This window comes from Cryobacterium soli (genome assembly GCF_003611035.1).
In the GTDB taxonomy this organism is placed as follows: domain Bacteria; phylum Actinomycetota; class Actinomycetes; order Actinomycetales; family Microbacteriaceae; genus Cryobacterium; species Cryobacterium soli.
Window position 1 is genome coordinate 952,187 of the sequence record NZ_CP030033.1, and the last position, 21,936, is coordinate 974,122.

Here is a 21,936-nt window from a genome sequence, read left to right on the forward strand (position 1 = left end):
CGAGATTAATCCCCTCTCCCCCACAAGAAGAAAGTTGTTTCAATGAAGAAATCAATTGCAGCGCTTGCCCTCGGCACAGCGTTGGTGCTCAGTCTTGGAGCATGCTCAACAGCAACCACCGGAACCGCGAGCACGGAAAATGCTGATGTGTCGGCACAGGTAGACGCGGCACTGGCTGGAATGTCGGGACAGGTGCTGAGCGTTGGTCCGAACGGCGAAGCGCCCGCGGATTTCGATGCAACGACGCTGACCGATGACGAAGTTGCCAAGGTCAAGGCCGGGAACTTCAAGGTCGCGATTGTTATGCACTACGCCGGAAACGACTGGTCCACCGCACAGGTGCAAGGGCTCGAGTCAGAATTCACTCGCTTGGGCATGGAAGTCGTTGCGGTGACAGACGCCAACTTCAAGCCTGAGCAGCAAGTCTCTGACCTGGAGACCGTGCTCGCGCTGAAACCCGACCTGATCGTGTCTATTCCCACCGACCCGGTGGCAACCGCTTCCGCCTACGCTCAGGCTCGCGACGCCGGCGTGAAGCTCGTCTTCATGGACAATGTTCCTGATGGTTTTGTTGGCGGCAAAGACTACGTTTCCATTGTCTCCGCTGACAACAAAGGCAACGGTGTCGTATCAGCTCACCTTCTGGCCAAAGCTCTCGGCGGCCAGGGTGAGATCGGTCTCGTCTTCCACGACGCGGAGTTCTTCGTGACAGCCCAGCGCTACGAGGGTTTCAAAGAAACGATTGCCCTCTACCCCGACATCACCATTGTTGAAGAAAAGGGTATCGGCGGCCCCGACTTCGCCGGCGACGCGCAGGCAGCTACCACCGCCTTGCTGACCAAGTACCCGAACCTCGCCGGAATCTGGGGAGTTTGGGACGTTCCTGCCGAAGGCATCATGGCTGCTGCCCGTGAATCCGGTCGCCCGGATCTGAAGATTGCAACCGAAGACCTCGGGACCAACGTTGCTATTGCTCTGGCCAAGGACGAACTCATCGTCGGCCTGGGCGCTCAGCGCCCCTACGACCAGGGCGTCGCAGAGGCTCGTCTGGGCGCAGCTTCACTCATCGGCAAGGCGGACATTCCGAACTTCGTCGCCCTCGGCGCCCTCCCGGTGACGCACGAAAACGTCCTCGAATCGTGGAAGACGGTCTACCAGGTCGAAGCACCTGATTCGATCTCGAGCGTCTACAAGAAGTAAAACGCACTTCCGATTGTGGGGCCGGCAGCAGACGTTCCACTTGTTGCTGCCGGCCCCACGCACCTTACGCTTTGCCCACACAGCCCGGTTGCAGCCTTTCCCAGGCTTTCGCCTCAAACGACAAGGAATTCACAATGAAGAAAATCAATGTTGGCCTCATCGGCGGCGGATTCATGGGTAAGGCCCACTCGCTGGCTTACTCTGCTGTCCCCATGTTTTACTGGCCCACCGACATCATGCCGGTCAAGCACAGCATCGCGGAGGCCACCGATGATCTGGCTTCGGACGCTGCGGCGCGCTTCGGTTTTCAGAAGTCCACAAGTGACTGGCGCTCCATCATCGATGATCCCGAGATTGACCTCGTTGACATCGCAACCCCCAATAATCTTCATGCGGAGATCGCCATCGCCGCTCTCGAAGCCGGTAAGCACGTCATCTGCGAGAAGCCTCTGGCCCGCACCGTAGAAGAATCAGCGAGAATGTACGAGGCCTCGCGCGGAAGCGATCGCGTGCACATGGTGGCCTTCAACTACCGCCGAACCCCCGCTGTCGCGCTGGCGAAACGTTATATTGACGAAGGCGCTATTGGGCGCATCCTGAATGTTCGTGCGACGTATCTGCAGGATTGGTCGGCCGACCCCGAGTCGCCCCTGTCGTGGCGTTTCAAGAAGTCAATTGCCGGTTCGGGTGCTGTGGGCGACATCCTGACCCACGTTCTCGACATGGCTCGTTACCTCGCCGGTGAGATCACCGAAGTAAGCAGTCTGACGGCCAACATCATCACGGAACGCCCCTTGCAGCAGGCTGGTGCCGACTCGCTCGGAAATTCCAAAGCTGATGGCGGACCGATGGGACCCGTTGATGTAGAAGACGAGGTCTTGTCGCTGGTGAAGTTCGCCAGCGGAGCCATCGGTTCCGTCGAAGCAACTCGCAATGCCTGGGGTCGCAACAACTTCATCACTCTCGAGATCCATGGTTCAGAGGGGTCCATCGTCTTCAACTATGAGAACCGGGACGAACTTCAGGTCTGTTTCAAGAGCGATGTAAACGACCGCCGCGGATTCCGCACTGTGTACACCGGCCCCAACCACCCCAATGGCGCCAACCTGTGGCCCATCCCGGCGTTGGGTATCGGTTACGGCGAAACGAAGATCATCGAAGCCCACGACCTTTTCACCGCTATTGCCGGTGGTGAACCTGTTCGCCCTGACTTCGGCGATGGCTACCAGGTTGCTTTGGTGGATCACGCCATTCTCACCTCGGCAGCGACCGGACAGTGGGTCAAGGTCCCTCAGCTCAACCGCGAGACCGGGAAGGTCGAATAAACCAGATGTCCACGACTCCTGTGCTCGCAGTTGAGATGTCCGGCATCACCAAATCCTTCAGCGGAGTACCTGTTCTTCGCGAGGTCGATTTTGAACTGGCCGTTGGCGAAGTGCATGCTCTTGCCGGTGAAAATGGTGCGGGCAAGTCCACTCTCATGAAGATCCTGCAGGGCGTTTATCAGCGTGACAGCGGCGAGGTGAAGGTTGCGGGTGAGACAGCCTCTTTGACCGACACTTTCGCTGCGCGGGCAGCAGGCATCGGTATGGTTTTCCAGGAGTTCAGCCTGATCCCCACCCTCACCGTCTGGGAGAACATCTTCCTAACGGCTGAACCCATGGGCAAATTCGGTCTCATCAATGATGCCCTCGCCCGTGAGAAAGCGCGCGCCATTTTCGTGGACATGGGTGTCAGCGTCGACGTCACGAGTCTGCTCGAAAACATGCCCACAGCGCTCTGGCAGCTCACCGAAATCGCCAAAGCCTTGGCCCAGAACGCCCGTGTGCTCATCATGGATGAACCCACGGCATCGCTGGCCAAGCACGAGACGAATGCGCTCTTCGAACTCATCGAGCGACTCCAGGCCCGTGGAATCTCCATCATCTACATTTCACACCGAATGGATGAGGTGTACCGAGTTGCCGATCGCATTACCGTGCTTCGCGACGGCAAGAATGCTTTGACCGCAAAACTCTCCGATGTCTCTCCGGCGCAGATTGTCGCAGCCATTGTTGGACGAGAAATGTCCGGGATCATGGCCTACGAAGACCGCAGCGCAAGAATCAGCACGGATGCCGTGATGACGGTGACCGGTCTGGCTTCCGGCAAACGTCTGTCAGATGTCACTTTCAACCTGCACCGCGGAGAAATTCTCGGTCTGGCGGGTCTCATGGGCAGTGGCCGCACGGAACTGGTGAACACGCTATTCGGAATCGATCGGGCGTCCGCCGGAACGATCACGATCAATGGCCAGACCGTTTCCATTCGCAATCCAGGGCACGCGATCTCCCTCGGGCTCGCACTGATCCCCGAAGATCGCCGAGCTCAGGGCTTGGTGCTGGAGCACTCCGTGCAGGAGAACATCACCCTTCCCCTCCTCGACGAACTCAAGAGCGGGCCACTCCTGCGTTCTTCCACGATAGCCACCCGGGCACAAGAGATCATTGGCAAGTTTTCCATCAAGGTCGCCGACCAAACAATGGATGTCTCAAGGCTCTCGGGTGGAAACCAGCAGAAGGTCGTGATCGGAAAATGGCTCGGCACTGATCCAGACATCCTCATGATGGATGAGCCCACTGCTGGCGTAGACATCGGTACCAAGAAAGAGATCTTGGCCATGGTTCGCCAGATCGCCGACGACGGAAAGGCCGTCATCATCATTTCGTCCGAACTCCCGGAGCTGTTATCGGTGAGCGACCGCATCCTGGTTCTCCGAGATGGCGAAGTGGCTCGCGATCTTTCGCGGGCGGACATCCCATCTGAAGAATTCCTCCAACTCGCTGTACAAGGAGCATAAATGTCCACGCTGACTACGAAAATGAACCGCAGTCTTCACTTTGTTCACCGCTTTGACTGGCGCCAGAACATTATTTACGTCGGTTTTGTGGTGGTGTTTATCCTCTTCGCCGTTCTCTTGGGCGACAACGGTTTCACGAGTACCAACAACCTCCTGAACATTGCACGCCAGACGGCCACCATTTCAATCATGGCCGTGGCCATGACATTCGTGATCGCCACTGCTGAGATCGACCTCAGTATCGGGTCTGTCGCCGGCCTATCCTCCGTGGTTTCTGCCCTGGCAATGTCTTCCTACGGGCTGGTACCGGGCATTCTCGCCGGCCTGCTGGTCGGGCTCGTTGTCGGTGCTGTCAACGGCGGACTTGTCGCATGGCTCAAAGTGCCCTCCTTTCTCGTGACCTTGGGAATGCTCGGCCTCATTGTGGGCGTGGCCCGCTGGATCACGGCTTCTGCACCAGTGCCGATCGCCGATGCCACGTTCATCCAGATCTTCGGTGGCGGCAATGTCGGCCCAATTCCCTCCCTTCTGATTTGGGCCGTGGTCGTTGTGGCCATTGGCGCGGTCGTCATGAACAAGACGAAATTCGGCCGCCAGGTTCGGGCTACGGGTGGGAACACTCAGGCAGCCATGTTTACCGGAGTCAACACCGCCCGGATCAAGTTCTACGTTTTGCTCCTCTCCGGGCTCGTGGCCGCCATCGCAGGCATGCTCTACGCGGGTCGCCTTCAGTCCGGACGCTTCCAATGGGGAACCGGTGATGAACTCTCAGTCATCGCTGCGGTGATTCTGGGCGGAACGTCTCTCTTCGGCGGCCGTGGCGCAATCATCGGATCGCTCTTCGGTGCGCTTTTCATCGGCCTGGTCAACAACGGTTTGATTCTCGCCGGTCTTGAAGTGAGTCAGCAGCAGGTCGTTCGTGGCGCCATCATCATTGTCGCCGTTGCCTTGTCGAGTAAAAAGGCCTCAAGCTGATGCAGCCCCGACTCCGCGCCGGCATCCTCGGCGGTGGTTTCATGGCAGAGGTCCATGCGCGAGCAATCAGGGCAGCCGGCTCCGAGGTTGTGCTGATCGCGAGCTCGTCGCCTGATAGCTCCGCTCGCGCTGCGGCCCGGTTGGGTATCCACGGTATCGCTCAAAGCGCCCGCGCATTGATCGAGTCGGATGCGGTGGACGTCATCCATGTCTGCACGCCGAATGCGTTTCATTCTGAGCAGGCAGGCCTGGCTCTTCTGGCCGGAAAACCTGTCGTGTGCGAGAAGCCGTTGGCGACGCTGGTGTCAGACGCGGAAGAGCTGGTGAGCCGCGCCAGGATGTCCGGAACACCGACTGCGGTTCCGTTCATCTACCGTTATTACCCCGCTGTTCGTGAGATACGATCGCGGATCTCAGACGGTTCGGCCGGGGAGATGCATCTGCTTCACGGCTCGTATCTCCAGGATTGGCTCGCACTGCCCACAGCCACAAACTGGCGGGTCGATGAAACGGTCGGCGGCTCGTCGCGCGCCTTCGCTGACATCGGCGTTCATTGGTGCGACCTGATGGAGTTCGTGACAGGGCACCGCATTACGCGACTCGTCTCAGCGCTCTCGCGATCGCATCCTGAACGCGGGGCGACCGAAGATGCCGCGTCCATCTTGTTTGAGACAGATCGAGGCGCATCGGGCACGCTCATCGCAAGTCAGATCACCCATGGGCGCAAGAACCGGCTCCACTTTTCCTTTGATGGGGAGCTGGAATCTTACCGATGGAACCAGGAGCGCCCGGGAAAGTTCACGGCCTCCAACCAGAGTAGTGAGAGCACAATCTACTCGGGCTCCGCAGAGCTGGCCTCCCTGTCGTCCCAGAGTCTGGCGCATCTTCCTGCCGGGCACCCGAGGGGATATCAAGATGCTTTCAACGCTTTTACAGCGGATGCCTATGCCTCATTTCAGGGCCAAAACGTCGACGGCCTTCCCACCTTTGTGGACGGTTTACGGGCCGCGATCATCACGGATGCAGTGTTGACGTCCGCACAATCCGGCCGGTGGGTCGACGTGGCGAGTCCCACTGCGGTGACTACTGCTGTGACGCACAACAGCCTCACCGTTCTCGATGCAGCCCTAACTCAGTAGATTCATACTGACCACCAAGGAGTAACACATGTCTCGACCCGTCACCCTTTTCACCGGTCAGTGGGCTGACCTGCCGCTTGAGCAGGTCGCGAAGTATGCCAGCGAGTGGGGCTACGACGGCCTGGAAATCGCCTGTTCAGGCGAACACCTCGACGTATGGCGCGCCGCAGAAGATGATGCCTACCTTCAGGACCGCCTCGATATTCTCAAGCGCCACAACCTGAAACTCTTTGCGATTTCGAACCACCTCAAGGGTCAGGCCGTCTGCGATGATCCCATCGATTTTCGCCATCAGGCCATCGTTGGTTCGCGAGTCTGGGGAGACGGGGAAGCCGAGGGTGTTCGCCAGCGCGCCGCCCAGGAGCTCAAACTCACCGGCATCGCTGCTCGCCGGCTGGGCGTCGACACCGTGGTGGGTTTCACGGGCTCAAAAATATGGCCCTATGTTGCAATGTTCCCGCCGGTACCGGAGCATGTCATCGAGGCGGGTTATGAAGATTTCGCTGACCGTTGGAACCCCATTATGGATGTCTTTGATGACAATGGTGTGCGGTTTGCCCTTGAAGTTCACCCCAGCGAAATTGCCTATGACTGGTACACGACGGAGAAGACGCTCGAAGCCATCGGACACCGTCCGGCGTTTGGCCTGAACTGGGACCCTTCACATTTGATGTGGCAGGACATCGACCCTGCGGCGTTCATCCACAACTTCGCCGATCGGATTTATCACGTGGATTGCAAGGACACCATTTTGCTGCCGAAGGACGGCCGTCGGGGGCGGCTTTCCTCGCATTTACCGTGGGGTGACCCAAAACGCTCATGGGACTTCGTCTCGGCGGGTCACGGTAGCGTGGATTGGGAAGCTAGTTTCCGCGCTCTGAACACGATCGGCTATTCCGGTCCCATTTCCGTCGAATGGGAAGATTCCGGCATGGACCGACTTCGCGGTGCCCCGGAAGCGCTTGCTTTCATTCGGACATTGCTCTGGACGCCAGCGTCGACTTCGTTTGACGCGGTGTTCAGCAGCCAGGGCTGATGGGGCAGCCCCACACACAGTCGCTGGTCACTATGACCGTAATCACAGGCCGGGTTGAACCGTCCCCAGTTTCCTGCCAACGCGTTGCTGGCGTAAACAGCTGTCCACTGACTTGTTCATCCGGGGACTCAGCCCCGGCACGTGGGGTGCCCGATGGCCCCACCCTCGCGGGGTGAGCTCGCGAACCCGGCGCACCGACGCGTACGCCCGCGTCATCACATCGTTCCACGCGGCCTCATCACACTCCGCTTCGAGCACTATGAGCAGCCGACGGAGTTCGGGAATCCAGGACAGTAAGTCCACCGCCGCCTGACGCCGGAGAACACCTTGTCTTCGTAGTGTCGGCGCCTGGCGTCCGAGAAGGCGGCAACGAATCCCCTGCTGGCACTCCCGCCGAGTCCCGCTGCCACGTCCGTCATGATCGCCCCGTTTCTGCTTGAGCTCATCTAATCAGATGGGGCAGACATCGGCCGGTACGGTCTGCGCGGCACGTTTCGAACGGAGTGCTTCCGCTCCAGCTCTCCTGCGCTCCTCGGGTCTACTGCCATTCCGGCACGCCGGACTGCATCAGAGTCAATTCGGCGCGCACGAAAACGCCAACCATCCTTTGAAATGTCAGAGAAAGCACCGAATCCCGAAGCAACACCGGGAAGACTGACGCCCACAAACAGAACCTGCGACCCCTTGGGTTATGGGCGGTCAACTAAGTTGCGGTTGCTCACAACGAAGCGTTTCAACGCTTCGGGGTCGACATCCCCTGGGTCAAGGTTCGGAGTTACGAGGAGCGGCGTCGTGGTCTCCTATTTGGGCAGTGTTATTCCGAGCCGTGCCATGCGGCGGTAGATGGTCGCGCGGCCCATCCCCAGCTCTGCTGCTGCGGCAGCAACGGTGATGCCGGGGCGGGACAGGCACCGGACGATCTCATCGCGTTCGACGGACTCGATACGGCTAAGGTGGGGGCCTGGTCGTCCGACCAGGGTGGAGGGCAGGTGCCGCACGTCGATGGTTTCCGCGAGGAGTGCCGCGGCCTGTACAGCGATGAAAAGCTGGTCGATGTTGCCCGGCCAATCATGACTCGTCAGCATGTGTTCAGCGGCGCCGGTGAAGTCGACTTCACGCAGGCGTGTCTGGCGGGCGGCGTACCGGGCCAGTGGCAGAACGTCGGCGGCACGTTCGCGCAATGCGGGGACGGGCACCACGGTGTCCACCAGGGCGGCCAGCGGCGGAGGGACCGCATCGAGCCTTTCTGCGGTGACCGCCCACGTGAGGGTCGGAGGACCTCCTGTGGGGGGCGACGGCAGTGATCGCAGCGCACCGGATACACGGGCGCGTAATTCCTCAGCCGCCCATGCGGGCAGGGAATGGACATTCTCGATGATGACCGCGGTTCCCGGTTTGGACAACTCGGGCGTCCACAAGGACAGCCAGTAGTCGACTTCTTCGGGTGCGGGAACGGACGCGCAGAGGATCCGGCTCCCGGGACAGGCCTGACGCATGGCCTGCCCCAACAAGGTCGTGCGTCCGGACCCTTGCTCCCCGACGGCGGCGACCACCCGGCCGGCGGTCAGCGCCTGCGCCGCCCGATCGAGCGCTTCTGTCCACGCAGGTGACATGGCTCGCAACGTGCCGGACCCCGGTTCCAGCCGTCCACGCTGGACATGGAACACCCCACCTTTCGGCTCGGGTCTGCTCCGGTGTCCCTGCGATCGGGCGAGCATGAGCGCTGATGTGTTGCCCGCGGCGGATTGTGCCAGCGCCAGCAGGAGATCAGGCGAGGACCGGGCCCAGGTGGTGATGTTGACGCTGCCTTCGAGACGGCCTGTTTGAGGATCGAGGACAGGGACGGCGGCACACGTGTACGTGCGCAGGCTGGCACTGTAGTGTTCCTCGGCCCGCACGAGGCTGGGCGTCCGGTCCGCCAGCGCCAGCCCAAGCGCGTTCGTTCCGGCTTCGCGCTCCGAGAACGCGAAGCCGGGCGCCAGATACACCTTGTCAAGCGCCCGCAGCAGCGAGGTGTCCCCGCTGAACCGGTTGAGGACCAGCCCGTCGGCGTCGGTGAGCATCAGGCTCACCGGTTCGTTTGCGAGAGTTCCATGGAGGCCGGCGAGTACCTCTTGTCCACAGTGGAAGAACAGCGAGTCGCTTGCGGCCGGGCCGGCCCACGCCGGGTCGACGATCTCGGCCGAGACACCGTACTCTTCGCTTCGCTGCCACGACGCGAGAAGGCGTCTGGCAGCAGGGGCGATCTGGCCTGCATGCGGCTCGCGGGCCAGCTTGGCGAGCCCTTCGTCCTGGTTCGGCACCATCGCCGTTCTCCTTGCCATCGGTACTTCGAGAGTAACGCCCCAGGCTGTGAGCGACCATTCAAACTGTCTCAAAATGAGACACGCACCACATGTTGGCGCTCTCCCCGGGGACCTAGCCTCGATGGTGTCGGGACTATGGCAGTCCCGAGGAGGAGACCAGACATGTACAGCAAAGATGGCGAAAACTATTTCATCGTTGACGCCCACATCGCACTGTGGGACGCCCGGCCGGAGAACCAGAGCAACATTCACGGCAAGCAGTTCATCGATTGCTTCTACGACTACCACCGCAACCTCGGCCCGGACGAGGAACACTGGTCCTACGAAGAATTCCTTTACCAGGGCGGCGAACGCCTCATGAAGGATCTATTCGAGGACGGCTACGTCGACCACGCGATCTTTCAGCCGGCCTATCTCGGCGAGTTCTACAAGAACGGATTCGCACAGGTAGAGGAGGCGTACGACCTGGCCGCGGCGAATCCGGGCAAGCTCACGTACAACCACTGTTATGACCCCCGCGACGGCGAGGCAGGCCTTGACCGGCTGCGTGCCGATCATGAAAAGATGGGCTTCACAGGAGTGAAGCTTTACACCGGCGAGTGGCACGGCGATTCCCGTGGGTACAAGCTCTCCGACCCCTGGTCCTACCGGTATTTCGAGGAGTGCCGCAAACTCGGCATCAAGAACATCCACGTCCACAAGGGTCCTACTATCCGCCCGCTGGACCGCGACGCTTTCGACGTCGCCGACGTCGATCACGCGGCGTCGGACTTCACTGATCTCAACTTTGTGGTCGAACACGTGGGCCTGCCCCGGCTGGAGGACTTTTGCTGGATCGCCACCCAGGAGCCGAATGTGCATGGCGGCCTGGCCGTCGCAATGCCCTTCATGCACACGCGGCCGCGGTACTTCGCCCAGATCATCGGCGAGCTCATCTATTGGATCGGGGAGGACCGGATCCAGTTCTCCAGTGACTACGCCATCTGGTCACCCCGCTGGCTGATTGAGCGGTTCGTCGACTTCCAGATCCCGGAAGACATGACCGAGTACGGCCCGCTCACCACTGCCCAGAAGAAGAAGATCCTGGGACTCAACGCCGCGAAGATGTATGACATTCCGGTGCCTGCAGAGCTCCGGCTCTCGGATGCCGACGAGACAACAACCGGCCCACGTCAGCCGGAGCGGGCCGATCTGGCGGCCAGCCGATGATCGCCACCCAGATCGAGCGTCCGAGCCGGGCCGACGCCGCGGTTAGCGAAGAGGACATTCGCCGGGCACTCGGCGCAGTTCTCGATCCGGAACTCGACGAGCCGATCACCGATCTTGGATTTGTTCGTTCGGTGGCCGTTTCCGCTGGTCCGGACGGGACGCGGGCAGTTGTTCACCTGCGGCTGCCCACATCGTTTTGTTCGCCAAATTTTGCCTACTTGATGGCGTCCGACTCCAAGGACGTCATTTCAGCGCTGGAAGGAGTGGAGAAGGTGCTCGTCGAGCTGGACGACCACCACGATTCCGACCTCATCAATGCCGGTTTGGCCGCTGATGCCGGCTACCGCGGGACCTTTCGGCACGAGGCCGAAGACAGCCTGGATCAACTGCGGCAGACGTTCCGCCGGAAGGCGCACACGGCCGCTATGGAGCGTTGCCTCACGGACCTCCTGCGAGAGAATCCGGGTCTTTCGGAAACCGACCTGGGAACGGTGCACCTCCAGGACCTTCCGGCGGGGAGGAACACAGATGCTCTGCTGCGCCGACGGGCGGGCCTCGGACTTCCCGGGGACGCGGACTCAATAGTCTTCGTCAACCACGAGGGCCGTCCCTACCCGCCCGGAGACGTCCCCATGGCGTTGCGCCGCGCCCGCGCGACGCGCATATCCATCGACGGAAATGCCCACTTCTGCCGCGGTCTGCTGCGCACACGCTACGAGGGCTCCGGCGACGAACAGGTGGACCGGCCCGAGGGCGCCGAAGCCGCCGACCACCACAACCTGCTTCCGTTTACAGTCAAGGAGATTCACTCATGAACACCATGCGAGCCGTTCAGGTCGTTGGTTACCACCAAGAGCTCACGATGGCCGAAGTGCCCGTTCCCGAGGTGACCGGCCCCTGGGACGTCGTCGTCAGAATTGGCGGAGCCGGAGTATGCAGGACCGACCTGCACATTCTCGAGGGCCAGTGGGCCGAGAAATCCCACGTCCACCTGCCCTACACAATCGGGCACGAAAACGCCGGCTGGGTGCACGCCGTCGGGAGCGCCGTCAGCAACGTGAAGGAAGGAGACAAGGTCATCCTTCACCCACTGATCACCTGTGGCCTGTGCCGTGCCTGCCGCTCCGGCGATGACGTCCACTGCGACGTAAGCAAATTCCCCGGAATCGACACCAACGGCGGGTACGCCGAATACCTCCTGACCTCGGCCCGGTCCGTCGTCAAGATCGACGACTCGCTGGAACCGTCCGATGTCGCTGCTCTGGCCGACGCCGGCCTGACCGCCTATCACGCGGCGGCCAAAGCGGTCACGCGGCTGACAGCCAGGGACACCTGTGTGGTCCTGGGCGCAGGAGGCTTGGGGCACATCGGAATTCAAGTTCTCAAGGCGCTCACCCCGGCCCGCATCGTTGTCGTCGACCGCAGCTCCGCCGCCCTCGACCTCGCGAAAGAGATCGGAGCGGACGCGGGCGTGCTCGCCGACGGGTCCCAGGTCGAGCAGGTACTCCAGCTCACTGGCGGCAAAGGCGCCGAGGCTCTCATCGACTTTGTCGGAGAAGGAGGGGCGACCGCCCAGGGCATCGCAATGCTGCGTCGAGCGGGTAACTACTACGTGGTGGGCTACGGCGAGAACATCAACGTTCCCACCATCGACATTGTCTCTGCCGAAATCAACATCATCGGCAACCTGGTTGGCTCATACAACGATCTGCAGGACCTGATGGCCCTTGCTGCGCGCGGGGCCGTCACCCTTCATACCCAAAAATACGCGCTTGACGACTTCCAAAAAGCGATCAGCGACCTGAATGCAGGCAAGGTCCGCGGCCGGGCCATCCTCGTGCCCTGACGGACAGCTGCAGCAGAGGATCCCATGCCGGATCCGCAGTCAGGCCCGGTGATATGGCCGTCTCGCCTGCGCGGGGCGGGGCGGCCAAACCCGGGTAGCCGGTCAAGACCCAGGAGTGTGAGCAGGGCGTGCGGGTTCACATTTCGGCAAGGCAAAAGGCCCGGAATCTCAACGATTCCGGGCCTTCTTTGTTGCGGGGGCAGTGTCGGGCTGACAGGATTTGAACCTGCGACCCCCTGAAGGTTCTGGCCTTAATTTAGTCGTTACCGAATGTCTCCGAAAACCCTCGGATTCCCTTGTGTTTACAGGGAACCAGGCGATTCGCTGCCTCCGAGTGTAGCCCATCGTTTTGGGTCAAATAGAGATGAATTAGATGGGTAAATGATGGATTTGGGAGGCCGCTTTCAGCGGTCCTATGGCCCTCTCAATCTCTCCCCCATGTGCCGCCGAGCGTGACCGAACACCGCCGGTGATGGCGATCGACCGTGCGCTTGGTCCGCGGTCTGGTTCGTATCACGACGGCGCTATACGCTGAGCGCTAGTGCGTCGATCTGACCGATTGAGAACAGCCAGTCCAACGCGGGGCGCGGATCAAAGGAGAGCAACGAGATGCGACCACTCCGATACTCAATCAACGTCACGCTCGACGGCTGCTGCCATCACGAGGCAGGACTCCCCCCGGACGAGGAGTCGATGCGCTACTGGACCGCTCAAATGGAGCAGGCCGATGCCCTACTCTTCGGCCGGGTGACTTACGAAATGATGGCGTCAGCATGGCAGAAGCCGACAACGGGCGCATGGCCCGACTGGATGGAGGAATGGCAGAAACCGTTCGCCGAGACCATCGACCAGGTGAAGAAGTACGTAATATCGAGCACACTGACCGCGGTCGATTGGAATGCCGAACTGGTGCAGGGCAATCTGGCGCACGCGATTCAGCAGCTCAAGCAGGAGCCAGGCAAGGGCTTGTGGGTGGGTGGCGTGACGCTCCCCCTTGCTCTGGCAAATCTGGGACTGATCGACGAGTACGAGTTCCTTGTACAGCCGGTCCTCGCCGGACACGGCCCAACGTTGCTTGCCGGTCTGCGTGAGCGCATGCAGCTAGATCTCGTGGACCGCCGTGAGCTCCGGTCGGGGGCCGTCGCCGTTCGATACCGGCCCACGCGAGTTGCGACTTGACACGCCCTGTCCCGGCACGTTGGCCGCTCCCGCGGCTCCGGGGTCGGGTTACGGCGCGGGCGGCACCCCGCTGACCGCACGGTCATGGTTCAGGATCGGCTTCGTAGTATTCACCCCAAAGTCTTCAAGCCCGCGCGGACAGCTTGGTCTGCCCATGGTGTTGCAGGGGGGGCCAGTCCCGGGTCGCCCCGGCGTGAACACCGGAGCCGAGTCAATGGTGCCACTCGATCAGCGGTTGCGAGACGGATTAGTCACACCCTAGCGACTAACGAATAGAACGGTCAGAGCTGGCAGGGCGACCACGAGCACAAGAAGGATGGCAAGCCGCGCTGTTCGCGCCCAAGACTCTAGGGCGAACTGAATTGTCCGCCACCCATGCTTGCTGATTTTGTTCATCATGTCTCCTCCAAGTGGGTTGTCAACACCATGGTCACACCACGGTGGCGGAACCATCCCTGAAAGGTTGCGAATCATCATTGGAAAGAACATTCCGTTCGATTCGCAAATGAGACCTATCCTTACGCTATGACTCGGCGCGGTTCAGATGAAGGAAATCGGCTTGCTGCTTCCAGACGGTGGTCCCGGACGCATTCGGAGATCCTTTCTCAATTGGAAGTCCTGGTACTTGAGCGCGAGGCCTCCGGGGCGTCCTCTCTCGGTCTGACTCTGTCGGACCTTTCTTCTCCCAAGGCAGGAGAGTTCCGCGTCGCCGCTCGAAGCACGTTGGGTTTGCACTTTCCAGGCGGGATCACTCAGGCCCTGTCCGAAGTGGCAACTGTGTTGCGAACGCGAGGAGATGAGATTCCGAGAAGTCTGTCCGTGGCTGAGTCGATGCAGCGGGAGTACGATCGAGGACGTTCGCTAGAATCCGCGAACATATTCGAACGCATACGAGTTCTGGACCATGAAAGGGGCGGCAATCCAATTGCCGTCCTCAACGATGCCATTTATCTCAAAGTGGATCCGAAGTACATCTTCAAGATTGTTGAGAAAGCAATTACGCGGCCGACCCGATGGGATTGGTACGACGCAAAACGGGACGATTCCAATAGAATCGCCGACAGCGCTTGCGCCGCGCTGGAGGCGACCCTGCGAGACATGAAACGTCCCCGAACCCTCCTCCAGTCGGACGAGCGTTACGCCGACGTCCTGCCGATTCTGACGGCTCTCTGGGATTCAAGTGGTCGCAAAAAGGAGAAATATCGGCAGGCCAGCGCTGAGAGCCTCCTTGCAACGCTAGGGCGGGTGCACCGCGCTATCGAGCAGTCACTACTTCCATTGCCTGCGGAACTTTGGACAGCAATTCAGTGGACCCGATTGAGGAACCAGTTTCGTGCGGATTATCTCGCATCTCTCGATCAGGATGCTGGTGAACAAGAGGTGTCACGCCTACTCGAGTTGCTTGATAATTACACCCGAGCTGCGTTTGAATCCCTCAGCCCCTCCACCCAGCTCGACAACGAGACAAACCTGGCGCGCGCTCAGCTGGCCCACGAATTGCTTCGCTCCTTAGCAATCAGCGCACTCGCTTATCCCGAAATTCGCCCCGTATCGCGGCGAGAAATGGCTAGGCGTGTCACGGCTTCGGCCATGTTGTGGATTGACTACGACTCGTCGGTGTCAAGCCGGCTTGCTTGGGCGTACGCAGAGTTGCTCGACGGCGACGATCGACCCATCGAAGATCTGAGCGAAATACTCCTCGACGACTTCGGCGAGGGGGTTCTGGCCATGATCGCGTTGCGGTCGAATGCGGACCTTCAAATTGCCGAGCACCTTGCCGACATCGCCCTGAAAGAGAAGTTTTGGTCAAAGATGCCCGGTGCGTTCAGCGCGATTGCAGTTCGGCTCGCGGCCGCATCAACAGACGACGCCTTGAGACCCAGCATCAATCGCGATTCGGATGCCCTTAGATCACTAGTCCGAGCTCACATTCGTAGCGTCGTGTCAGACATGCTTGTCGGCAACCGTCCCGACCTGGTGCAGAATCTCGCGGGAGACGAGTATGAGTCTCGGGTGCTGATGTTCTACGGAGCCGAGCTTCGGGCTGAGATCTCGATCGCGGGGGAACGAGAGGTCGTGCGTAAGCGTCTCAAGGAGGGACCGAGGCCATAGACACCCGCGCCGGCGAAGCCGGGGTGGAACTCGTGCGGCCCGGGACTGGCTTTTCGCTTCGGCGGTCACCCTAGCCCGACTGCATGGAGGACTGGCAGAAGCCTTTCGACGAAACCATCGACCAGGCGAGGAAGCAGGTCGTGTCGAGCACCCTCAGTGGGGTCGATTGGAACACCGAGCTGGTGCATGGCGATTTCGGCGCAATCGATTCAGCCGCTCAAGCAGGAGCCAGGCGAGGGCCTGTGGGTCGGTGGGGTGACGCTCCCCCTGGCGTTGGCAGATCTTGGACTGATCGACGAGTATGAGTTCCTGGTGCAGCCCATCCTCACCGGACACGACCGACATTGCTTACCGGTCTGCGCGAGGATATCCAACTCGAACTCGTGGGACGCCAAGAGTTCCCGTCGGAGCAGTCGCCGTGCGGTATCGGCCCACTCAAGATCCGGCTAGACGTAATTTGTCCTAGCACGCTTGCCGCTCCGTCGCGACGGACCGACGTTCGAGGGTCAGGTCGCCGCACCATGGCCCTGCCCCCCGAAAGCGCGGACATGCGCTCTGAGCGGCAAAGAAGCTGGCGGTGAGTCGCATCGTTTGCCGCCAGAATGATCATGTGACCACCAACCGTGACGATGCGTACATGAACCGTGACGATGCGTACATAGCCGTCGATGATCTTGCAGCTTGGTCTGACTGGGCACCCTTCGCAACTGCGGCACCCATTGCACCGCTGACACCGGGCGTGTATCAGATGCGAACGCGCGACGGGGTCATCGTATACGTCGGCATGGCCGGCGAACGCAAGGGCAAGGGCATTAGGGGCAGGCTTTCGATCTACCGACGCGGAAAAGGCGCGGTGAGCGGGTTTGGCGAGGCGGCCCTCGATCGGGCGCTTGCGGACGCTACGTTCGTCGAGGAACACCTCGATGCCGTGCGCGCCGGGCATCCAACACGGGTTTCAGATTGGGCACAGGACGCAATTCGATGGCTCGATGTCGAGATTCGGTGGGCGGAATGCGCGACCCAAGCCAGCGCACTCGCGCTCGAAAGTGATGCGATCGAAAGACTTAAGGCATATTCGATCTGGAACCGCATCGCGTCCGGTGCGCTGCGCCCACACCGCCCCACTCGAACATTGAACCCCGACGGGCAGGTCGGTGCGTCAGAGGCAAACACAGCGACGGTCTCCCACCTCGCTCAAGAGTTCGGCCTCGACGATAGGGGGGTACGACGTGTACTCCGCGCAGGATTTCCCGACCACGCGAAGGGCAAATCATGGGATCCGCTCACAGCCACTCAGATCGCTCACGTCCGCACGCTGCTCACGGTAGCGACCATCACCTCAACATAGAGGGCTTCCTATCCCCATTGGCCCAGTCGGCAGTCAGCGCTGCCCTCGGGCCCAATGCGCGTCGTCTGTGACGATTATCGGGACACTCTCGAGTGCATTGCATTGGGCCAATTGCTGGTTCTAGACAAGCGCGCGCACTGTGGACTCGGCGTGGTCAAGCGTCGCACCAATTGCATTTGCAAGGCGCTCCAACCCGTCGGATTCGGTCGTCATGAACTGTGGAGCGTCGATTCCGTCTACGGCGAGCTCACAGGCAGCAATGTCGATAAAGCCCCTGTATGACTGCTGCTGGTCGACGGTCAGCGACGTCCAAGTTGTGGGTCGCACTCCAAGACCTCGCTCCCATTTTTCGAGAGCATGGGCTGCGTGGACACCGACGTACTCAAGAATCGCTGTCGCTCTGCCCAGAGTGTCCGCAAGGAGGTCGAACCCATGTTGTGTGGCGTCAAGCGAGGCCTCCGCAACGTCAAGTTGGGCGTTGAGCTTCACTTCTTGCGTCTTGGTCCGCCGATGAGCAAGAAATAGGCCTCCGGCGGCAAGAATAGCGATCGGAGCGGCCACGATGCCGGTGAGAAGGAGCGACCCTGCGGCAATTCCACCGCCTGCCGCGGCAAGCGTCCCACCTCCGAGCACCGCCAGCGTGGCATTGGTCGCGGCGATCCCATAAAGCCCTGATATCGCAGCGCCAGTGGACGCAGTGCCGAACATTGCTGCCCCGGTGAACGCCGCGTACGCGGCGGCGCCTCCAACGGCAGCACCAGTCGCGGCGCCGCCGGCACCACCCACGAGGGCACTGGTGATCTTCTGAGACAAGAAACTCATACCGGCGGCGGTCGCTCGCGCTTCGTTAGCGTCGTCATCGGAGCCCGCCAATTCGTCCTGGGGCGGCATCTTCGGCAGGGGCGCATTCTCGATGCCCTTGGCAATATCCACGAACCGCAGGAAGTAGGCATCGCGAGCTCGATCATGGGCATCGTTGAATGACGCACCCAGCTCCTCAACGCAGTCGGTGCGGAGCTTGGTGCGCTCCTGAATAGTCTTCAAACGGTCTTTGACAGCTTGCGGTCGAACGCGCGCATCGGCCTTCTGACCCGCGTCCTCGCCAACAAGAGCACGAAGCTTCGCCAAGTCCTCGAGCTGCTCCGGTGTGACCTTCAGCGCCAAAGCGATTCCTGCAAGCCGCACCTTGGTGGGTCGGGTTGTCCCAGATTCAATTCTCGAGATCGACACCCCAGCCCCCTTCCCGTAACCCGCTTGCGCACCCAAATCTTCTTGATTCATCTGGCTTAGCTCGCGCAAACGCTTGATCTCGAGGCCTAACGCAATAGCTGTTGTCTCCATGTGACCAACCTAGCCGATTAGTGACACTAAGTGTTGTGTCTATTCACTATTAGCCCTATGGTTCTCAATAGCTCATCGAACCCAAACAGAGGAACTGACCATGGCAAGAATCAACACCGCTGAACTACTCTCCCTGGTGACCGAGTCTGCTTATCGAGCAGACCAAGTCCGCCAGGATCCTGCGGTGGTCATCGCAGCTAAGCGACTGGCGCAGGACGCTCGATCGACGGTGTCATCGGCTGCCCTGCTGGCCACCAGCATCGCAAACTCATGGTCGAGCGTTAGCGAGGGGCGCCCGCCCCTCGCTCCTCGTCCAGCTTAGAAATGCGCACTTCGTTTGAAGGACCGCGGCATGTGCCCCTCGTAGGGAAGCACGTGAACAGCGTCGGGACCCTTCCGGGGCGTCTCAATCGCATGATGGCCGAGTGATGTCTCGTTCTGATGGGCTGTCCGATTCGACGATCGCCCATTGGACCTGATCACCGATCCAAGCCTCGAATACAGAACACCCCTACAGATCGGTCCATGGCACGTCCCTTCAGCAATTCAAGCATCCCAGCCCCACCCTCGAATGGTCGCTAGTTGAGACTATTGAAAGGGAGTCACGAAGGCAGATCGCACCACTTTCGCAAATCGGCCGCAACCAACGGTTCAGCTTGACCAGTGACGTCAAACCGCATCGTGGTGATTCTCAGTCAGACGACAACCAGGTTGTTTTCGTTTACGCCGTTCAACGCCCCGTCTAGTAGCGCAATCAGCAGCCTGGATCGCTCAGTCCGCTTCCGCGCGAGAGTAACCTCCAACTCGTCACAAACGGCCATTAAGTCGTTAACCTTGCTAACGATGCGACGCTGTTCGGCAAGAGGGGGGAGGGCGAAGGTTACAGATCGTACTTGGGACAGGTTGAGGCCGGGCTTTCCTCCATAAATGGAGCTACGCAACTGCCTTCGTCCAGCTGAGGGCGCCATCAAGACGAGTCGCAGCCAAGGCGACACTTCGGGGGAATGCGGCTTGACCAGCGCGACATGTTGACTGACGAACGCCTCGCCAAGGTCGCGGTCCCACATCGCGACGTGTCCCGGGTCCACGGTCGCCGTACTGGCCGGCGGGCTCGACCGGCTCTACCCAGCGGGCCACGAGCAACTCTTTGAGCGCATCGAACAGAGCGGCGGACTGCTCCTGAGCGAGCTTCCGCCCGGCTCCGCCCCGACTCGGTGGCGCTTCCTCCAACGGAATCGGATCCTCGCAGCGCTCTCGGGCGCGACTGTCGTCGTTGAGGCTGGGCACCGATCTGGTTCGTTGAACGTGGCTGCGCAAGCCCATTCCCTGGGTCGACCGGTCGGCGCCGTCCCTGGACCTGTCACCAGCCCGGCGAGCGCAGGGTGCCACCGGCTTATTCAGGAGGGAGTCGCAAGTCTCGTGGTCGACGCACAAGACGTGACGGACCTGCTGGACGCCTCAGCCGGCTTCTCAGGAGACCGAACGTTCACCTACTCCCCCACACGACGATTCAGTCGAACCGATACTGGTCTGCGCCTCTAGACCTTCTCTAGATGAAGGGAGAGCGCCGGTGAGCACACCACGAACTCAGGGCTCGCTCGGCGACGAGCTCGCAAACTTCGGCATCGGACTCCTGATGTGCTCAGCAGTACTTGCGCTCCTCCTCCGGCTGTCGGGAACCATCGCAGCCTGGGCGACAGGTATCGCGCAACCGGCTGGCGGGCCCGAGACCGGACTCTCTGTCCTCCTCGACCCCGGCAACCCAGCAGCCGCCATGCAGGCTCCCGCGCTGCACCCGCTTGCCTACTGGCTGACGGCCAGCATCATGGTCGTTGTCGTTTGCGCGGCCGGGACCTGGCTGTGGCGGAAGCTTCACGATCCGCAACGGGCAGCACGGATCGATCCGTACCGCATCCCCGGAATCGCGACACGGAACGATGTCCTGCGAGCGGCATCCAGCAAAGCGCTCATGCATCGCGCTGCGCATCTCCGCCCAGCCTTATCGAACGCGAAGGCTACGGACGTTGGCTACCGCATCGGACGATCACGAGGTAACGATGTTTGGGCCAGCGTCGAGGACTCCATCCTCGTCATCGGACCACCGCGCTCCGGGAAGGGCGCACACATCGTCATCAACGCCATCCTCGACTCCCCCGGGCCGGTTGTGACCACGTCCACCCGCCCTGACAACCTCACGGCCACACTCCGAGCACGCCAACGGACCGGCCCGGTCGCTGTGTTCGATCCTCAACAACTCGCCCTCGGAGTGCCCGCGGGCCTACGCTGGTCGCCGATCCGCGGCTGCGAAGATCCGCTCACAGCGATGATCCGCGCAACGGGATTGGCAGCCGGCACTGGCCTGGCTGCCGGCGGCGTCGATGGCGGCGGGTTCTGGGAGGCAAAAACACGAACTGCCCTGCAAGCGCTGCTACACGCCGCCGCCCTCGACCACCGCACGCCCGCCGAACTCTTCCGGTGGACCCTTGACCCGGCTGCAGCTCACGACGCGGTCGCCATCCTCCTCAGCACTCCCGCAGCCGCCACAGGATGGGGCGACTCCCTGCAAGCAATGCTGGAAGCCGACCCACGGACACGCGACTCAATCTGGCAGGGCGTTTCCCTCTCGCTCGGCGCCCTCGCCGACCCACGAGTACTGGATGCCGTCTCACCGGGAGAAGGTGAGAGCTTCGACCCCGAGGGTTTTCTGCGCAGCAACAGCACTCTGTACTTGCTCGCAACAGGTGCAGGCTCAAACAACTCCGCCGCGCTTGTCTCAGCCTTCGTCGAGGACCTCGTGGAGACCGCCCGCCGCCTGGCCGCTCGGAGCGCGGGCGCTCGACTCGACCCGCCTCTGCTACTAGCACTCGACGAAATCGGGAATTTGGCACCCCTCCCCTCGCTTCCCAACCTGATGGCGGAAGGCGGCGGCACGGGCATAACAACCATGCCCGTTCTCCAGTCCCTCGCGCAGGCACGAACCAAGTGGAGCGAGAACGCAGCAGGCACGATATGGGATTCGTCGATCGTCAAGGTCGTACTTGGCGGAGCATCCAACTCTCGAGACCTGCACGATCTCTCGACCCTGATCGGCGAGCGCGACGAGTCCACCGACTCAACCACCGTCGGTGACCGGGGTTCACGCTCAGCGCAGCGCTCCGTCCGCCGGGTCCCGGTCATGCCGCCCGACACCATCCGCACCCTCCCTTTCGGGACGGGCCTGATCATGCTCCGCGCGGCCCCGCCCGTCATCGCGAGCTTGCAGATGTGGACCGGGCGTCCTGATGCGAAGACTCTGCTCGTCAACCGGGCGGATATCGAAGCATTGATGCGTAGGCCTCCTGCGGAGTCTGCCGCGCAGCCGTCGGCCAGCCAATCGTAGTGACAGCGTCGCCCCATATCGCGTCGC

At 61.2% G+C, this 21,936-nt stretch carries 17 protein-coding genes; 14 read left to right on the forward strand and 3 right to left on the reverse strand.

Annotation, left to right across the window (positions count from 1 at the left end; genetic code table 11):
• The first annotated feature begins 42 nt into the window (after positions 1-42).
• The 6 genes from DOE79_RS04395 (at position 43) to DOE79_RS04420 (ending at position 7,189) form a co-directional block, all read left to right on the forward strand.
• On the forward strand, positions 43-1,200 hold the full coding sequence (locus DOE79_RS04395) for a substrate-binding domain-containing protein (RefSeq protein ID WP_120337456.1): 1,158 nt from the start codon (positions 43-45) through the stop codon (positions 1,198-1,200).
• 134 nt (positions 1,201-1,334) lie between these two features.
• Positions 1,335-2,525 (forward strand): levoglucosan dehydrogenase, encoded by a 1,191-nt coding sequence (locus DOE79_RS04400; protein WP_120337457.1) that lies wholly within the window; start codon positions 1,335-1,337, stop codon positions 2,523-2,525.
• Positions 2,526-2,530: 5 nt separating this feature from the next.
• Complete coding sequence (locus tag DOE79_RS04405; RefSeq protein ID WP_220094281.1) at positions 2,531-4,039, forward strand: sugar ABC transporter ATP-binding protein; 1,509 nt, start codon at positions 2,531-2,533, stop codon at positions 4,037-4,039.
• Positions 4,040-5,014: an ABC transporter permease gene (locus DOE79_RS04410; RefSeq protein WP_120337458.1), complete on the forward strand. Its 975-nt coding sequence runs from the start codon at positions 4,040-4,042 to the stop codon at positions 5,012-5,014.
• Positions 5,014-6,153 carry a Gfo/Idh/MocA family protein gene (locus DOE79_RS04415; protein WP_120337459.1) on the forward strand — a complete coding sequence of 380 codons (1,140 nt, stop codon included), beginning with the start codon at positions 5,014-5,016 and terminating at the stop codon, positions 6,151-6,153. The genes DOE79_RS04410 and DOE79_RS04415 overlap by 1 nt, the downstream gene beginning before the upstream one ends.
• A 28-nt stretch (positions 6,154-6,181) precedes the next feature.
• Complete coding sequence (locus tag DOE79_RS04420) at positions 6,182-7,189, forward strand: sugar phosphate isomerase/epimerase family protein (RefSeq protein ID WP_120337460.1); 1,008 nt, start codon at positions 6,182-6,184, stop codon at positions 7,187-7,189.
• Positions 7,190-7,989: 800 nt separating this feature from the next.
• On the opposite strand, the gene DOE79_RS04425 is transcribed toward DOE79_RS04420, so the two are convergent.
• Positions 7,990-9,495, reverse strand: a complete 1,506-nt coding sequence (locus DOE79_RS04425) for an AAA-type ATPase lid domain-containing protein (protein WP_120337461.1) — start codon at positions 9,493-9,495, stop codon at positions 7,990-7,992.
• A gap of 162 nt (positions 9,496-9,657) precedes the next feature.
• On the opposite strand from DOE79_RS04425, the gene DOE79_RS04430 reads away from it, so the two are divergent.
• The 6 genes from DOE79_RS04430 to DOE79_RS20720 all read left to right on the forward strand — a co-directional run bounded on the left by DOE79_RS04430 (position 9,658) and on the right by DOE79_RS20720 (position 17,189).
• Positions 9,658-10,704 (forward strand): amidohydrolase family protein, encoded by a 1,047-nt coding sequence (locus DOE79_RS04430; protein WP_120337462.1) that lies wholly within the window; start codon positions 9,658-9,660, stop codon positions 10,702-10,704.
• Positions 10,701-11,519, forward strand: a complete 819-nt coding sequence (locus tag DOE79_RS04435) for a metal-sulfur cluster assembly factor (protein ID WP_120337463.1) — start codon at positions 10,701-10,703, stop codon at positions 11,517-11,519. Before DOE79_RS04430 ends, DOE79_RS04435 begins: the two co-directional genes overlap by 4 nt.
• Positions 11,516-12,550, forward strand: coding sequence for an NAD(P)-dependent alcohol dehydrogenase (locus tag DOE79_RS04440; protein WP_220094282.1), 1,035 nt, complete (start codon positions 11,516-11,518; stop codon positions 12,548-12,550). The genes DOE79_RS04435 and DOE79_RS04440 overlap by 4 nt, the downstream gene beginning before the upstream one ends.
• 609 nt (positions 12,551-13,159) lie before the next feature.
• Positions 13,160-13,729, forward strand: coding sequence for a dihydrofolate reductase family protein (locus DOE79_RS04445; RefSeq protein WP_120337464.1), 570 nt, complete (start codon positions 13,160-13,162; stop codon positions 13,727-13,729).
• 819 nt (positions 13,730-14,548) lie between these two features.
• Complete coding sequence (locus DOE79_RS04450; RefSeq protein ID WP_162942596.1) at positions 14,549-15,841, forward strand: hypothetical protein; 1,293 nt, start codon at positions 14,549-14,551, stop codon at positions 15,839-15,841.
• A gap of 610 nt (positions 15,842-16,451) precedes the next feature.
• Positions 16,452-17,189 carry a hypothetical protein gene (locus DOE79_RS20720; protein ID WP_181445859.1) on the forward strand — a complete coding sequence of 246 codons (738 nt, stop codon included), beginning with the start codon at positions 16,452-16,454 and terminating at the stop codon, positions 17,187-17,189.
• A gap of 120 nt (positions 17,190-17,309) precedes the next feature.
• On the opposite strand, the gene DOE79_RS04465 is transcribed toward DOE79_RS20720, so the two are convergent.
• A complete protein-coding gene (locus DOE79_RS04465) occupies positions 17,310-18,530 on the reverse strand; it encodes a helix-turn-helix domain-containing protein (RefSeq protein ID WP_120337466.1) in 1,221 nt (406 codons plus the stop codon).
• Between the two features lie 695 nt (positions 18,531-19,225).
• A complete protein-coding gene (locus DOE79_RS21115; protein WP_162942597.1) occupies positions 19,226-19,597 on the reverse strand; it encodes a restriction endonuclease subunit S in 372 nt (123 codons plus the stop codon).
• A 31-nt stretch (positions 19,598-19,628) separates the two neighbouring features.
• Here DOE79_RS21115 and DOE79_RS20855 point away from each other — a divergent pair, with 31 nt between their 5' ends.
• On the forward strand, positions 19,629-20,072 hold the full coding sequence (locus DOE79_RS20855; RefSeq protein WP_425455713.1) for a DNA-processing protein DprA: 444 nt from the start codon (positions 19,629-19,631) through the stop codon (positions 20,070-20,072).
• 28 nt (positions 20,073-20,100) lie between these two features.
• Complete coding sequence (locus DOE79_RS04480) at positions 20,101-21,909, forward strand: type IV secretory system conjugative DNA transfer family protein (RefSeq protein WP_120337469.1); 1,809 nt, start codon at positions 20,101-20,103, stop codon at positions 21,907-21,909.
• The last annotated feature ends 27 nt before the right edge of the window (positions 21,910-21,936 follow it).